This is a genomic window from Paenibacillus periandrae (genome assembly GCF_022458865.1).
Taxonomy (GTDB): Bacteria; Bacillota; Bacilli; order Paenibacillales; family NBRC-103111; genus Paenibacillus_S; species Paenibacillus_S periandrae.
In genome coordinates this window covers 145788-162190 of record NZ_JAJNMU010000021.1, presented here as the reverse complement: position 1 = coordinate 162190, position 16403 = coordinate 145788, and the positions used below count along the sequence as shown (strand labels likewise).

Here is a 16403-nt window from a genome sequence, read left to right as displayed (position 1 = left end):
TCCCATCAGCCATTTTTATTATCGTAGATCTTACGGATTTTAATCGTCACATTTGTTCCTACTCCTGTCTCGCTGTCATACTGCAAGCCGTATTCCAGTCCATACATTATTTGGAGCCTTCGGTGCACGTTAACAATGCCGAAACCGACTTGAGCCGTTTTTTTTCGGGACAACCCTTCCCTGATTTCAGCCAATTTTCTCTCTTCTATTCCAACTCCGTTATCCTCTACGTATAAATAAATGTCTTCGTCTGAGCTGTATCCGCTGATACGGATCAACCCCGGATGATCTCCCTTCTTAATCCCGTGGTAAATCGCGTTCTCGACGATAGGCTGCAAGGTCAGCTTAACTATGGTATGACTTAAGAGAGACTGATCGACGTCAATTTTATACTGAAATAATTCCCCGTATCGCATCTTCTGGATGAATAAATAGGTCCGGACCTGCTCAAGCTCCTGCTCGATCGGGATGACTTCCTCCCCTTTGCTGATCGAAATACGAAAGAAAGTGGATAAGGCGGAGATCATTCTGCTGGCGTCCCCCGACTCTCCCATATCGCACAGCTGTTTGATGGAAAATAACGTATTATACAGGAAGTGCGGCTGGATTTGCGCCTGCAGCAGCGAGATTTCAACCTGTCGTTTAATCTCCTGCTCAACCTCGACCTGATGCAGGAGCATCTTGATCCTTTCGACCATTTCATGCAAGCCATGATTCAGAATAACCATTTCGTACTGGGGCCAATGCTTTACAGTCACATTCAGATTGCCTTCCCGGATGTGGTTAATCTGTCTGGTTAAATGTTTGATCGGCTTGGAAATAGATCTGGCCAGCATATTGGAATATATGAGCGCAAACAGGATAGCGGCCAACATCACCACAAAGCTTACATATTTAATGTAGTTCGCTTTGCTGAGCAGCTCCTCTTCTGGATAAACGGCGGCGATCTTCCAACGGTTCACACTTACCGTATCGTAAATAACGACCATGTTCGAGCCGCTGTCGTTGCGGATGTCCATTCGACCTCTTGCGTTCGGGACATGAAACAGCTTCTCCTGCAGATCATCGTCGTTTAGCTTATATTTATCCTCTACCGGTTTAAAACGCATAATGCCGTCCGGGCTTTCCAGAAATAGGTAGCCGTTATTACTGATTTTCGGTGAATTCAAAATTTTATAAAAAAAACTTTCCTTGATATTGACAATAAATACTCCCCGGGGCACGGCCCCCTTGATTCCAAGCCATGTGTAAAGACTGGCGACCCTGGGTATTTCGAAGGCAGACGAAGGGAGGTCTCGGTCGTGAATGTTATTCCAAAATACGGTTTCGAAGGATGTCTCGCTTCGTCGTGTTAAATAAGGTGCCGCGATAAAGTTCGAAAGGGGGTGGAAATGATCCGTTCTTGCGAAGGAAACTGCCCCGCTGTTGTACCACAGAACGACCGAATCGACCATATCGTAATAATCGTTAGTGAAGATCTGGTCTATCGCTTGATTTAATGCAATATAATCCGACGGCCCAGTCATATAATCGGGTTCCTCGGAAGCATGCAACGTTTGGGTCAAATCTTTGTTGCTATTATTGTTAGACAGGGCGACGACCGCCGCCAATAAAACTCCCAGACGGTCGTCCAAATAATTTTTTGTTTGGGAAACGGTATCATAAATGTTGTCATATGCATTGGATTTCAGCTGTTCCGCGGATAAATAATAAGAGACAAGGCCGGTGGAGACAACGAAAAAGATTAGCCCGGGAATTAATCTCCATAGAATAGTAGCTGTAATCGAACGAGTTCCTTTCATATTTTCCCTCCAACGATAGCAAACCAATGCAACCGCTTCCTGAAGCCGAATTTTCTTTATTTCTTCATCATCTTATCGTAGTCTTGCTTTGACTTCTCGATGGATTTCGCCCAACTGTTCAAGAATTCCTCCGGTGTCATGTTACCGGAGAGTACCTTTTGAAAGTTAGGCTCCAACTGCTGCGTGACCAGACCTGCATAATCCGACAAATAAACAGGAACATCCAGTACCTTGGTATTGCTATCGGCCAAAATCTTTGAACCTTCCTGGAGATGTTTGGCGTTCTTCACATAATCACTGTTCATGGAATCTTGGTTTGTCGGCATTTGCCCGATGTTTTGGTTCCAATACGTTTGCATCTCGCTAGATGCCAGGAAGCTTAACAGCTTAAATGCTGCCTCAGGATGCTTTGTGTTTTTAAAAATACTGTACCCGTTAGGCTGGGTGATAACAACCTGTTTACCATCGGGAGATTTGGGCAGCAGCACGCCAGCCAATTTGTCCTCTCCGAGTGCCTTCACGTTATCGTTGTAGGACCCGAAATTATGCTGCATGATGGCGGTCGCACCGCTACCAAACTCTGCAACCATTTCTTTATAACCATTCGTAATGTCGCTGGTCGGTGTGTTCTTTTTGTAAAGTCCCGCATACTTTTTCAAAAATTCCACGTTTTTCGGGTCATTGACAATCGATTTTCCATTCTGATCGAAATAATTAGGAATTCCGGAGTACGAATACATCACTGTGGTCAACTGATTTATGCTACCTGTTCCCCCACGCATAGAGTAACCAAACTGGTTCTTTCCCGTATCCGTTAACTTCTCAACATCTTTGAAGAAATCGTCCCATGTTTCTGGCGGGTTCAGTCCCGCTTGCTTAAACATATCCGCCCGATACCAGAATAAGTCCATGTAGTGTGTAGTCGGCATCATATAGAGCTTCTTGTCCGGCACCAACGTACGAATGAAATTGATGACCGAAGGAATTATCTTGTCTTGTCGGCCCATTTGTCAAAATAGGGATCCAAAGCGAGCAATGCGCCTTTCGCTGTGAAGTCCGATACATAATTGTTTGCTACCGCCCCAATATCGGGCGTATCATTCGAAGCGATAGCGACGTCGAATTTCTGTTTAAATGATTGCTGCGGAACTCCGACATATTCAACATGGATATTTGGATTCTTCTCTTCACACTTCTTGAACATTTCCTGATAGAACGGTGTCCGATTTGGCACCGCCTTATCGTCCCAGAAAGTCAAAGTGACCTTTTCATCTTTACTTGCTGTTGTAGAACTCCCATTTGGAGCATTTCCGGAAGCAGCCCCATCATTTTTACCACCCTGATTTTCGGCACCGCAGCCAGCAAGTGCCATAGAAACGCAAGATGTGACTACAACCATCTTCATCTATTTCATTCTTAATCCCACCTTTAGTTTTATTGTATATGATGAATCCTGTAATCAGGAATACACCCAAAAAACTAACCTTTGACTGCGCCTGCTGCCATTCCCTGAACCATATACTTCTGAACAAAAGCAAACAGAACGACCACTGGGAGCAGAGAAATGACGCTGCCTGCCGCAAGTGCACCATACGCCATGTTGAACTCGCCCTGCATATAACGCAAACCAATAGGCAGCGTAAAAAACTGCGGTTTGTTAATGAGCATCAAACCAAACAAAAATTCGTTCCATGCCCCGATAAACGTAAATACTGCAATACCAGGAAGCAGGATTGGGAATATCACCAAAAATACTGCCCTCAATCGACTGCAGCCGTCCACCATAGCCGCTTCTTCCAATTGTTCAGGGATATTTGTAATAAATCCGCTCATCAAGATGGCGTTAAATGGAAGCTGAAACACGCTATAGGTGATGATCAAGCTGAACGGATTACTAGTCATGCCAAGAGATTTGAAAATTAGAAAAAGGGGTATAAGCAACATCGCACCGGGTATAAACTGTGTGCAGAGCAGCATAAGGAGGAACGCGCGTTTTCCGTAGAATTTGAATCGGCTTATCGCGTATCCTGCAAGCACGGAAAGAACGAGCACAATAACTACGGTAGAAAACGAAACGAAAAGGCTATTTTTAAAAAATTTCGAGAAACCGACGGCAACCCAGGAAATTCCATAGTTCTCCAGTGTGAATGGTTGTGGCCAATACAATATTGGCCGCTTGACGATATCAGCTTCCCGTTTGAAAGAAGTCACTATCGTCCAATAAAAGGGAAGCAGTGTAAACAGCATGGCCGTGAATAGCGGTACATACAATGTAACCATACGGTCCAATCGTTTGAGCATCTTACTTCTCCTCCTTTCCGAATCCACTTAACTTTAAATAACTGACAGCAAAAACCATCAGGATAAGGAAGCCCATCACGGTCAATGCAGAACCATATCCAAAATTCTGTGCAACAATTGCCTGATTGGCTACATACATCGTCATTGTCATCGTATGATTGGCAGGTCCACCATTTGTCATAGTGAAGATCAAATCCACGTTATTAAATTCCCAAACGGCCCGCAGCAGCGTCGATAAAATAATTGAGTTTTTCAGAAAGGGTAGTGTAATATGCGTAAACGCTCTCCAGCGTCCGCCTCCGTCTACCGTACACGATTCGTACAACTCATTAGGAATGGTCTGCATAGCTGCAAGCATCGTAATGGTAAAGAAAGGTATACCTCTCCACAGTTCAGCTAGAATGATGGAGAAAAAGACCCACTCGGTATCTCCGAGCCAAGCGATCGGACTGTAAATCAGATTCATTCGTGTCAGCAAGTCGTTAATCATTCCGTTGTGCTCACTGTACAGAAAAGACCACATTGTAGCGGTAATGACCCCGGATATGGCCCATGGGATTATCGCAGCCGTCCTAAAGAAAGCACGAAGACGAAAAGATTGATTCAGCACTATTGCAACGAGCAAACCGAAGATGAGTTGAAGTACGACTTCAACGATCACCCATTTGGCGGAAATCCATAAACTTTGTGCGAAGAGTGGGTCGTCGGTAAAAATCTTCACAAAGTTGTCCAAGCCGGCGAAACTATTATAATAAGGTTTGCTCGGATTGTAATTTTGGAAGCTGAAATAAAATACATTAAGCATCGGATAAAACAAAAACGAAATGATCAATAGTACTGTAGGTGCGATAAACAGATAGGGAATCCATTGAATTCACGCCCTTCTTCGAACTTCCGGCTTAGGTATTTCGGATACCTGAACAGTTTTTACTTTCGTCATTTTTTAAAAATCACTCCTTTTCATGCCCTTATTATATTTGCAAGGGGCTATTGAGAGGAATATAATATCCGCATCAAAATGTTTAAAATTATCATCAACAAATGACAGATTTCGATCAATCAAAAGCGAAGGTTTTATCAAGTAATGATGAAGGGAACAAGTTGATATTAATAAAAGTAATTTCTAGATCGAAGAGGCTTCAAGAAAGGAGCAAGCTCCAATAAGTCGACGTTGGAAAATGACTATTACACGGTGTATAACCTGAAGCGAATTCGTAAGCTGATGCGCAATTTTTAGCCTTGTATGCCCACATCGAAAAGCCAATCTCTACTGACAGATGGCAAAAGCCACGCAAGAGCACCGCACGCTTGAAAACACGATACACAGAACTATAAGAAGGGTATCCTAGGTCTCTCCCTTATAACAGTCAGTAACTCCCGGACGGCTTATTTGCGGCTATTCTGGATGCTTTCCCAGGCATGCTCCTAGCTCATAACTTATCCACCCACCCTCCACCAGGATTGCCAAAATGGCGCATCGGCGTATGAGAAATATTTTTATGGGGGCGGTCGGTGAAACCGCCATCTTCCTTAAGGAGCAATTGGCATTCTACTCGGTGACGAAGAAGCCCGGCGCAATCGCATTGACACGAATGCAGCTTTCTGCCAAATGGCGTTACAATTCCATTTTTAACATTGTTTAATGCTGTCCCAAAGGCTTCAGCACTGATTGTTACTTTTGAAATTACGTCTTCATTTGTGCCTGGTGTTATTATGGTGCTAGATGTGCCGCCTCCCCCCCAATTCTTATTTCCACTCAAATCGGAATTACTCAAAATGTTCAACGGAAATTGTTCATATACCCCACCAGTAGAATCAGCAACTTTCAACGTATAGATATACCGTTTGAAAGTTTTCCCGGTATACATTGTTGCATTGATTTTTCCATCCACTACTATCACTTCATCCATCGTGACCAAAACTTTATTTGATTCCCATAATTGAACCAATACTTTGGATGCATTCGACGCCCCTGCAATTGTAATTGTAATTGTAATTGCTTGACCCAAAGTAATTTGCCGCAAGATTTGTTACATTTCCTCCGCTGGCAAACCCAATGCCCGTGAACATCATGTTACTTACGTATACTGTTGACATCAAGGCTATCAATTTCTTGTTCATTTATAAGCTTTCCCCCTACTCAGTTACAATCGACAGGATAGTTCCTTTAATACCAGCAAACTGTGCCATCTAGTAAAAAGACTTGAATTGTTTTAATACCGGTTCCTACCGAAATATCTGTAGTAGCGCTGTCCTCGCTAGACAATTTCACCGTCCAAGCTGTTTTGATATTCCGTCTTTCATTGTTCCAACAACCGCAAGTGTAGGATTTCCAAGTCGTAGCGCTGTACCTTTAGATACTGTAACCGTCGTAGTTTGTCCAAAACCTGAGGTCGTTACAGGAGAATTAGTGAGCACGTATTGCGTTTCACTGTTTTTTACACTCCAGGTTATACTGTTATCCGTTACCTGAGTTGTTTGGCCGTTAATGTCAGGTCCGGTTACTTTTACATCATTGCCTGTCGTTTTATACGTACATTTTCCCATACCCAAACGCCGTTTTGCTGTTTATACCCTGACCGTAGCTCTTACCGTTCACCGTCAGTGTAACAGCCGGCATATTGGAATATGCTTTCGCTTGGATGGTATCGCTTTCGCGCTCCATGTACCTTTTGCTCGAAATGTATACAAACTTATCTATCTTATTCCACTGTGCATTGTAGAAATAGAAGGAATCTTTCTTTGTTTGCCGGTCAAATGTGACCAGTCCCTTATCATTGATGCCAGGCGTCTTCCCCTAATTACGGCTATCTGAACCAAAGTCGAACATGTTCCATACATGGGTAGCCTACAATTCCGGATGCTTTTTAATTACGGCATACGAAGATTCGTGAAAATAATTTTGGTATTCTTCAGGATGCCATGGACCGGTGGACTTGTACAAGTCCCAAGCAAAGTCAGAAGCGATAACTTGATGTTGCAATGGATTTGCACCGGCCCCATACTCGGAAAGGCCTAAAACCGCATCCGGATATTTCCGGTGATAGCCAATCAATGCGGGTTCCAAATCCTTTGCACTTGGTGTATACCAGCCGTAATATACGTTTAAGGAAGAAATATCTATAAATTTATCAAACTCGTTATTCCACCGTTCAGCTGCATGATTGGAGCCCCAGTCGAGATCTTGATTTAGTCTCGGTATCCCCTGAGGAAACGGCACGGCCGTAATTGCTTGAGATATCAAACGACTAGAATCTAACTCTCTAGCTTTAATCAGAACGTTTTTACCTTGATATTTGGAAACATCAATATTTTTTTCATAGGTACCAATCCCTCTGTAGTAGTCATTTCCGCCATCAGCGCCGTCCCTCTACTCCAAGTATGAGGCAAATCAACCGGCTCCGGTGATTACCCAGATTTTGTAAATACATCGAAACAAAAGCCTTTGTGTAGGTGTTTTCCGTGACACTAGTTTGAATAAGAGTTGATTGTAACGAATCTACGGGGCTTGCCTGGGACTCAGTTGCCACTGTAACACTGGCAACGCTAAACAAAAGCGAAACTAGCAGTGCTCTAGAAAGCGACTTCAATAGCAACTTGGATCTCCCCCTACATAATTATTTTCCTGGCGAGTTTCTTATAACGTATGTTTAATATCCCCTTATATCTTATTACTCATTACTATCTCATGAAAAAAGCCAAAAAAAATTAAACTTTTTTTTCTTTTTAGTAATTTTTTTTTCTGTATAAATGAAAAGGCATTACCATGAGCACCCACAAGGAATGCCCATTGATAATGCCTTTATCTATCAATCGGTGTACTTCCAAACAGAAGAGAGACGATCTAAGGAAGCTGAAAAAACTTTATTTATTCAATATTTTGTGTAACTTCTTATCTATATTATCTATAGTAGTTCGGACATCTTGATTATCAAGCATCATGGCATCGAACTCTTCCTGCATAATCTCACTGGCCATAGACGAATTACTTTTAAGCTGATTAGAGTGTATGAGTTCGCTATTTTTAAGAACATACAATAATGATTCCTTATCGATGTTTTCTGGTGTACGTGTTTTGGATATGATCGTATCAACAATTTGATCTATATTAATTTTCCTCCATGACGGAAGAAACCGTCCTTGTAAAACTATCCCCTCTGTAGTATACCAGCGAATAAACGTATACGCTTCTTGTTTGTGCTTCGACCTACTATATATTGCAAAAATATCACTGAAATTCGGAGTTCGAATCGGTTCCTCACTTTTAAATTTGGGAAAAGGAGCAAATACAGTCTTAAAGGTTAAAGGAACTCCTTCCGAACCACCCACTTCTGCAATCATATAAGAACCCACCACAAGCATACTGGCAAGTTGTTTGAAATATTGAGATCGATAATCTAACTTTTTATTAAGAATATCAGCATAAGGAGTGGCAAATTTCTCTTTCTCTCCCTGCAGACGGATTTCAAGGAATTTTTCCAGGTCTAGATTCGGTAATAGACTATTGAAAAAGGTTCCGTACCGAGTCATACTTCCGTTAGTCTTTGTTAACCGTTTCGCATATTCCACGTAATCATCCCATGTCCAGTCTTTAGGTATAGGCAATCCAGTCTCCTTCAAATGATTTTCATTAATAATGATAAAAAATATGTTCATCTTACCCGGCAACCCATAATATCTTCCATCCTTGACCCTTGTATCCCCTATATACTGATCTTCAAAATGTAATCCTTCGTTCTCCATATACTTGTCCAGAGGCTCAAACATATTTAACGCAACTTGCTTTACATAATCGGGATATGGCGGTACCATAATGACATCCATATCCTGACCTGAAGCAGCGGATAAAATAACTTTTCTCATAGACTCAATCGCCTTGTTGTCGCCCGGAGATATAAATTCCACCTTGATATTAGGATGAGTTCTCTCAAATTCACGAATGACGGTGTCGAATCCATCTGTATTCAGATTGTTCCATGAATTTAGCTTTATAGTAACGGGCTGCTTAACGATACTATTCTCTTGCGTAACTAGATCTGTTTGAAATGGAGAGCATCCTGCTAACTGCCCCGTTGACAGTATTACAATTAGAGACAAAACCCTCTTTTGACTAAACATAACGCCTCGCTCCCTGTAATTTCGATTTAGGACAATTCAATTATATCATCAGTTTAGGATCAGGAGGAGACACGTGCGCTTTCGCTACCATTTTAACCATCTGTCACTTAGGCAAAAACTCATTCTTATATCCGTTACCTGTTTGGTGTTACCTACCGTTTTGTTACTATATATATCCAATCTAAATGCACAAAAAATAATCGAAGATCAAACACTTGAAAATTCGGTAAAAACATTAACCAACATTCAATCGCAAGTGAATGCGGTTTTAGACGAGATGATATCCATCTCTAACTCCATTATCTTCGATACCGAGCTTATGAACACCTTGGTAAATGCTAAAACGGATCCGAGAGCGGCAAGAAAGCTTACCATACGACTACAGCAAGTTGCGGCAACACGAAACGATCTACATCTCACCCTTCTGCTTACGGACGGACGGTATTATTCGGATTATTCTTTTGATGAATATAATCCGCAGCTTTTTTATCAGCAGGATTGGTTTTCGTCGGTTACTCAGTTAGCGACATACGAAACTTTTTTTATAGGCCCAGTACCCGATTACTTAGCGCCGCATTGGCAAGAACCTAGCTATGTACTCCTTAGTGCATGTGTACTTATGGATGATGACTCGATACCGTTTGCATATTTAATAATAAGCCGTTCTGAAAAAACAATACGCGAACTCCATGCACGCTTCCAGCAGGACATTTATTTATTGAACACCCAAGATCAAATCTTGTCCAGTCACAAAATGGAACAGATTGGGCAAAATATCAACTCCTTCTTTCACATGGATAGTCTGCAATCCGCCAAGACGATCCAGCTCAAGAAGGATAACCAATTGATTTTATCGGAACCTTTACAATATCCAGGATGGAGATTGGTTAGCATCGCCTCCTACGAACAAATGACGCAAAGACTGAAAAGTTTTTATCGCTCTGGACAAATCCTGCAAGTGCTACTCACAATAGGCTTTCTTCTTGCCCTCACCTTCTTTCTTCGTCGATTTACAATGCCCATTCAAGTGCTTGCTGACGTCGCAAATAAGGTGGAGGCAGGTAACTTGGATGTCCGCTCACACATTCGTGGAATCGACGATGTCGGCAAGTTGGGCCGGTCATTCGACCAAATGTTGACTCGTATCCAAAAAATGATCGGGCAAATCGAAATGGAACAGGAATTGAAGCGGCGCGCTGAGTTAGCTATGCTGCAGATGCAGATTCATCCTCATTTTCTTTTTAATGTCCTGTCATCTATCCGAATGAGACTGCTGATGAAAGATGACTTAGAAAATGCTGAGCTGCTGGGCTCTCTATCTACGCTGCTGCGGCAGACTATTTCGAATCAGCAGGAATTGGTTACTCTGCACACAGAGTTGGAGAATGTGAAACAATATACCCAGCTTATGAATTTTGCTAAAAGATTCCCACTTGCAACAGTAGTTGAGTCTGACCCTGAGCTTTTGCCGAAAACGGTACCGCGGTTTATTTTGCAGCCAATTGTGGAGAATGCGTACAAACACGGCTTCCGGAAAAAAGGAGGCACTATTCTCATTAGGGTTGAACGTATTCCATCTGCTATAAGACTCCGGGTGGAGGATGATGGTCTTGGAATAAGCCCGGAAGGATTAGAGAATTTACAGGGCAGGCTACAGATCTCCAAAGATGAAGTTTTAAATCTCTCCATGCACAACGCCCCTGGCATCGGATTGTCTAATGTATATGGGCGATTAAAATTAATTTATGGAGAACGGTTTCAAATGAACATCACCAGCGAGCTACATCATGGCACCGTGATCGAACTCATCATACCAGACCTATCGGAGGGAGAAGAACATGCATAAAGTCATTATTGCCGATGATCACATACCAGTTTTGGATTACCTCTCCTCAAGTATTCCTTGGAATGATCTAGGCCTGCAATTAGCCAAGCTCTGTACGGACGGAGAAGAAGCTTTGGAAGCTTGCCTTCTCCATCAAGCCGACATTCTGATTACAGATATCGGAATGCCGGTAATGGACGGATTGGAGCTTATTGACAACGTGATGCAAACAAACCCCAAACTAAAAACCATCATTTTATCTTGCCACGAAGATTTCCAATTCGCGCAAAGGGCTGTAAAATTAAACGTCCGGGATTACATCCTGAAGGAGAATCTCCAAATCGAACAAATGATCGACATACTACGCACAATGAGTCAGGTGCTGTGTGAGGAGCAAGCTATGGAAAAGGTGCATCTCAAGCTTCGGGATGTCATTAAACAAAACCGTTCCGCAATACGAACTTCGTTTTTACGTAACTTACTAGAGCTGCCGGTCACTGACGAAGTGGACTGGGTGGAAAAGGCCGAGGCAGTCGGGATTCATGCTCGCAGAGGCATTAAGTTTATGCCAGTATTGGTCATTGCGGAACGACCAGCTGAGCTGGAAAAACGTTTTGGTGGCCCCCACTTGATGCAGTACATACTTGATAATGCACTAAATGAGATGATCTGCACCAAGGACAGTGTTCTGATGGTGTATGAAGAGAGCCGATTTATTCTTCTAGTGCCCTTTCATCAGACGCTGAAACGGAACATCCATGATGAAATTAAGCAGGAATTGCGCCTTACTCAGCAGGCCATGCATCGTATTATGCGGGTGGGCATCTCATGCATTATCGGGGGGCTTTGCGAAGACTTACATGCTTTGAAAAAACAAATTCACCGCTTACTGGACTGTAGCACATTTCGTTTCTACGCAGGGGAACGTATTACAGCCAAGCTCGAACCAGTTGCTGTGTCGGGAGATGATATCTTTATCCATTATTCTGAAGCACTTCAAGATTTCAGGACTAGTCTTCTAAACCATTCCGAAACAGATATGGATGCAGCCGTCTTGAAGTGGATTAAACATATCGAAAAACATCGGTATTCCACCGATATTGTTCGCAGCTGGGTCTTGAAAATTGCTACAGAGCTAGAGTTAAAATATACTGTCATGCAGCATTTTGTAACCAAATTTAATGCTGAACTGCTTCATCATTCTATTTTTTCCATTTATACACTGGATCATTTAAAGGAGTGGCTAACAGCCTTTCTTTCTCAAAAAATGACGACCATAAAAGCTATGCGAAACCCAAACCTACGTAAAGAGATTTCAGAGGCTAAGCGTTACGTTCTTAAGCACATCGGAGAAAAAATCAGCATGGAAGAGGTTGCTACCCGGGTAAGATTGAATCCGACACACTTTAGCAGAATGTTCAAAAACGAAACCGGAGAGACATTTGTTAAATTTATGACTCGCGAAAAGATGGAACGAGCCATTGAACTACTTGACCAATCAGATTTAACTATAGAGCAGATTGCCGAACATCTTGGTTATGAGAACGTCACATACTTTTTCAAGCTATTCCGAAATCACTCTGGTATGACCCCACAAGATTACCGACGGAGAATATAACATTAACATTGAGAAAGCGCGCTTTTTGGCTCCTTCGAAACTCATTCAGACTAAGACCGACTCATTTTTGAAATTGTTGCCAAAATATTCGCATATCCTAATTTTAATGTAAGCGTCAAATGGGCCCCACCTAGCGATCAGATAGGGCCTTGAGTATGATAAAAATTAGCTGAGCCTGCAAGAGTTCGGCAGCGTTGGTGACCATGGAATGAACGGTTCTAATCCTTGCGGTTCCAGCAGCGTATAAGCTGCGGCAATTGTTCAAACAAGTAGGTGAGATACCGAAATGGATTCAGACCATTTTCCTTGGCTGTTTCGATCACGCTGTAGATGGCAGCGCCGGCCCTGGCTCCCCGTGGGGTATTCGCAAAAAGCCAGTTTTTGCGCCTATGTGCTTTTGCAAATAGGCGCAATTATGTGTTCAGTATATTTATGTGCCGCAGAAAACAAAGCGCGATGTGACGGCTCCTTTCCCGCATTCAAACCGGCACATAAACAAAACACTTCAGTGAATTTAAGAACAACGCCAAAATCGAAGCATCAGTTGAGAAATGGTAGGTGGATGACCAGGATCCCCCATTTTTTCGAGGGTATGTCGCTTCATTTCTAGGTCCGCCTCCATATATTTATGTGTCGTGATGATGCTTTCGTGACCAAGCCAGATCACTGGTTGAGAAACTCCTGACTGTAGCATCCGTAAAGCAGTCGTGTGTCGGAAGGTGTGAGGCGTTAACTTCTTTTTTGTGAGCGATGGAATCGTTTCAGCAGCCTTCTTTTGTAAGCAATCTAGACGGTAACGAACGCCAGTGCGCGTCAGGTTACCATCCATACAGTTCGCGAACAAATGACTGGTTTCATCGTGGCAATAATCACGTATGTAATCAGTAAGATATTTTACTGTGATTTTCCACAAGGGGACATGACGCTCTTTACGACTTCTGTCAAAAACTCCATTTGCCGTTTTCAGTCTTCCGAAACGGAACCATTAGACTCCTGTTTAGTAGCCCGCTGTACTCAGGCAATTCGAAGATCAAGTAGGTAACTTCCGGCTTCACATGTCCAATGTAGGTGGACATTAGATAAAGCTTCAAGTTCACGTCCTCTCCGGCTTCATGCAAGCGTTTGATAGTGTTGCAGGCGAAGGTGTGGCGCAGATCAAAAAGCCTTGGCAGTTTTGTTATATCGCAAAATACCAGTGGACGGATCAATTGAAACGCGTACTCAAACGCGCGTGTATTGAACCGACGACCCATACGGGGTGACAAAAAATAATCGTCATTACCCCTGACACCGATTTTGTTTTTGATGAAAACTTGGTACTTCAATAGTTTGGCGATCACTGTAGAGTACAGTGGGAGTCTTTCTTGAACTTTGAGTTACGTATGAAAAGATAGCCTTCTTCCATTCTCACATCGGTTATTCTAAGGGATGTGAGCTCGGAAACCCGAATTCCCGTTGCATGCATGAATCCTATGGCCGATGCTACGGTTCAGGACGAATTCCATCCGGTGATATAGGTTGGAGACCAGTTCCCCCTTCACATAGACCATCGCTTCATGTGTAGCCGAACCAAACCGCAAAACAAGGCGTTGAGAGTGAAGCAGACTGGTAACTTTAAATTCCCTTTCATACCAAACCCAACCGACATGGTTTCGGATGTCAGAAGTGGCACCTACATCGTTATAGGAGGAAGGCACCGCTATCGGAAAAGTGTCGATTAGTTTACTTGTGTACCATTTTTCATCAAAGCCGTTTCCAAGGTCAAGCTTTAAAAACCATTCAACTCCAGAATTCCTCGAGTTTCTGTTATGATGGGATACAACATCTAAGACAGCTTATTTTATAAGTATGAGGCCACTCAGTAGCAAGTTTTTTCTACAATTATCAACGATTTCCACACTCAGCACATCCAAATATTTATGCGACATCAGAAAAATTCTTTATCGGACAATTTATGGCAGCGCAAAGAAACCGGACGGAAAATCACCGTCGGGTTCTTTTTCAGTGCATTGAAATTGGTACGATCAGCTATCTCTGACACCGCGTTTTTTTTCTGTTACCAAAATAAAAAAAGCATCCGTATGGATACCTTAAATCATGGTTTTGAAAATTTCATATGTAAAAGCAAACACACCTCCAAGATGATCTCCATATCTTATGATTGGTTATATTCTTTTGAAGGTGTATTAATTTTGCTCTCCTGGAAATTATTTAAACCCTTGATACAAGCGATAAATGACAGCCGCCGCCATGGCACGAGTCGCAGGATCACGCGGAGCAAACCTATCGCTGCTGACTCCGTTCAAAATGCCGGCTTGCTGCATAACGTCTACCGCTTCCTTGGCATAGAAAGCCACGTCGCCCTGATCACGGAAGACGATAAGGCTGGCATTGGTCGCAAGTTTTTTTTGCAGTAATTGGGATGTCCGATAGAGCGTTACAGCCATATCCTGTCTGGTTATTTCATCATTTACACCAAAGCTGCCATCCTCTTTACCGTTTACAATGCCAAGCTTTTGGGCGGCTGCAATCGAATCCGCGTACCATGCCCCTTTCTCCACATCGGTAAATGTGTTAACTGCATTCGCATCGGCTACATCAAACGCTTTTATCAGCATTTTGATAAATTGCGCACGTGTCACTTTTTCGTTAGGCTGAAATATACCTTCACCCGACCCGTTAATGACACTCCGTGCCGCAAGCGCTTCGATACTTTCTTTTGCCCACTCCACCGTCCCTAAATCGTTAAAGGTAACTTCGGAATACGCTGCAGCATACTTACTGAAGTGCGTCGGCTTGAACTCCACCATTCCGTTCACCGGATTAAAACTTCCGTTGGTAATCGTTTGAAGCTGGCTGTTGTCGCCGATGTAATAAACAATAACCTTTCCCGGAGCCTCCCCGGCTTTCAAGGTATACTCCATCGAGATCGTTACGTCGTTCTTCCCGAAGCTGCTGATTGGTTTGCCGTCAGCGGATAACGAGAAGTCATACACGGCGTTGTCGCCTATCGCTGTTTTTATCTCATCCGGCAAGCTGGACGGGTCCACTTTCTTCACGGTAAATTCGACATTGGTGAATGCGCCAAGCATATCCATGCTAAAGGAGATGGATATGCCACCGACAACAACTTCGACTGTCTTGACGGACATTACACCAGCTTCACGCAATGGATCCACCGGAATACTTACCGTGATTTCCTGTGCTCCAGCCGTTCCCTTGGCTTCCAGCACGACCTTTCCGTTCTTGGCATTGCTCAGCGCGGCTTTAACGGCATCAGCGCTTAGCGCTATTTTGACGGTAGCGCCTGTAGTCCCTTCTTCAGGCGTTGTCGTACCCGGCACAGTCGAGCCGCTGCCTTTGCTGCCACCGCTATTCCGGTTACTGCCGCTGGAATTGGTAACGTTGATCGGCAGGTTGGCATACGTACCGCCCGAGGAATCAGCAACCTTCAGCGTATAGCTGCCGTTTGTAAGCTTTCCCGTATACATCGTGCCATTGATTTTACCGTCTACCACAATCAATTCGTCCATCGTGACCATAACCTGACTCGAATTCCATACTTGAACAACTACTTTGGCAGCGTTGGCGTCCCCCGTCACACTAATTGCCGAGTTCAAGTACGTTGCCGCCAGGTTCCCGACATTACCACCGCTTGCAAAGCTGATACCGGAGAACATCATTGTACTAACGCAAACTGTCGACAGCAAGGCTATTATATTTTTTTTCATCATAAATG

At 43.2% G+C, this 16403-nt stretch carries 14 protein-coding genes and 3 pseudogenes; 2 read left to right on the top strand and 15 right to left on the bottom strand.

Annotated features, from left to right (window positions below; all coding sequences use genetic code 11):
• Positions 1–5 precede the first annotated feature (5 nt).
• From LRL21_RS31385 to LRL21_RS31350, 9 genes and pseudogenes are all read right to left on the bottom strand, one after another.
• Positions 6–1802, bottom strand: a complete 1797-nt coding sequence (locus tag LRL21_RS31385) for a sensor histidine kinase (protein WP_240419704.1) — start codon at positions 1800–1802, stop codon at positions 6–8.
• 56 nt (positions 1803–1858) lie between these two features.
• Positions 1859–2809, bottom strand: a complete 951-nt coding sequence (locus LRL21_RS31380; RefSeq protein WP_275900989.1) for an ABC transporter substrate-binding protein — start codon at positions 2807–2809, stop codon at positions 1859–1861.
• A complete protein-coding gene (locus tag LRL21_RS45850; protein WP_275900988.1) occupies positions 2788–3174 on the bottom strand; it encodes an ABC transporter substrate-binding protein in 387 nt (128 codons plus the stop codon). The genes LRL21_RS31380 and LRL21_RS45850 overlap by 22 nt, the downstream gene beginning before the upstream one ends.
• Positions 3175–3281: 107 nt before the next feature.
• Entirely contained in the window at positions 3282–4103 is an 822-nt protein-coding gene (locus LRL21_RS31375; protein WP_240419703.1) for a carbohydrate ABC transporter permease, read from the bottom strand.
• Position 4104: 1 nt separating this feature from the next.
• Positions 4105–4935, bottom strand: coding sequence for a carbohydrate ABC transporter permease (locus tag LRL21_RS31370; protein ID WP_240419701.1), 831 nt, complete (start codon positions 4933–4935; stop codon positions 4105–4107).
• Positions 4936–5560: 625 nt separating this feature from the next.
• Positions 5561–5715: pseudogene (locus LRL21_RS31365) on the bottom strand (D-mannonate oxidoreductase); the annotation flags it as partial.
• Between the two features lie 656 nt (positions 5716–6371).
• Positions 6372–6650, bottom strand: coding sequence for a hypothetical protein (locus tag LRL21_RS31360; protein ID WP_240419700.1), 279 nt, complete (start codon positions 6648–6650; stop codon positions 6372–6374).
• 301 nt (positions 6651–6951) lie between these two features.
• A complete protein-coding gene (locus LRL21_RS31355) occupies positions 6952–7347 on the bottom strand; it encodes a hypothetical protein (RefSeq protein ID WP_240419698.1) in 396 nt (131 codons plus the stop codon).
• A 620-nt stretch (positions 7348–7967) separates the two neighbouring features.
• The gene (locus LRL21_RS31350) at positions 7968–9221 is read right to left on the bottom strand and encodes an ABC transporter substrate-binding protein (protein WP_240419697.1); all 1254 of its coding nucleotides are present in this window, start codon (positions 9219–9221) and stop codon (positions 7968–7970) included.
• 73 nt (positions 9222–9294) lie between these two features.
• Here LRL21_RS31350 and LRL21_RS31345 point away from each other — a divergent pair, with 73 nt between their 5' ends.
• The gene (locus LRL21_RS31345; protein WP_240419696.1) at positions 9295–11067 is read left to right on the top strand and encodes a cache domain-containing sensor histidine kinase; all 1773 of its coding nucleotides are present in this window, start codon (positions 9295–9297) and stop codon (positions 11065–11067) included.
• Positions 11060–12664: a helix-turn-helix domain-containing protein gene (locus tag LRL21_RS31340; protein ID WP_240419695.1), complete on the top strand. Its 1605-nt coding sequence runs from the start codon at positions 11060–11062 to the stop codon at positions 12662–12664. The genes LRL21_RS31345 and LRL21_RS31340 overlap by 8 nt, the downstream gene beginning before the upstream one ends.
• A gap of 165 nt (positions 12665–12829) precedes the next feature.
• Here LRL21_RS31340 and LRL21_RS31335 read toward each other — a convergent pair.
• The 6 genes and pseudogenes from LRL21_RS31335 to LRL21_RS31315 form a co-directional block, all read right to left on the bottom strand.
• Positions 12830–13050, bottom strand: a pseudogene (locus LRL21_RS31335) (transposase domain-containing protein); the annotation flags it as partial.
• Positions 13051–13178: 128 nt separating this feature from the next.
• The gene (locus LRL21_RS31330; protein WP_275900997.1) at positions 13179–13631 is read right to left on the bottom strand and encodes a tyrosine-type recombinase/integrase; all 453 of its coding nucleotides are present in this window, start codon (positions 13629–13631) and stop codon (positions 13179–13181) included.
• On the bottom strand, positions 13606–14004 hold the full coding sequence (locus LRL21_RS31325; RefSeq protein ID WP_240419693.1) for a site-specific integrase: 399 nt from the start codon (positions 14002–14004) through the stop codon (positions 13606–13608). Before LRL21_RS31325 ends, LRL21_RS31330 begins: the two co-directional genes overlap by 26 nt.
• On the bottom strand, positions 14001–14138 hold the full coding sequence (locus LRL21_RS46955) for a tyrosine-type recombinase/integrase (RefSeq protein WP_420832512.1): 138 nt from the start codon (positions 14136–14138) through the stop codon (positions 14001–14003). The genes LRL21_RS31325 and LRL21_RS46955 overlap by 4 nt, the downstream gene beginning before the upstream one ends.
• A gap of 46 nt (positions 14139–14184) precedes the next feature.
• Positions 14185–14489: pseudogene (locus tag LRL21_RS31320) on the bottom strand (sugar-binding domain-containing protein); the annotation flags it as partial.
• 382 nt (positions 14490–14871) lie between these two features.
• On the bottom strand, positions 14872–16398 hold the full coding sequence (locus LRL21_RS31315; RefSeq protein WP_240419692.1) for an S-layer homology domain-containing protein: 1527 nt from the start codon (positions 16396–16398) through the stop codon (positions 14872–14874).
• Positions 16399–16403: the final 5 nt, after the last annotated feature.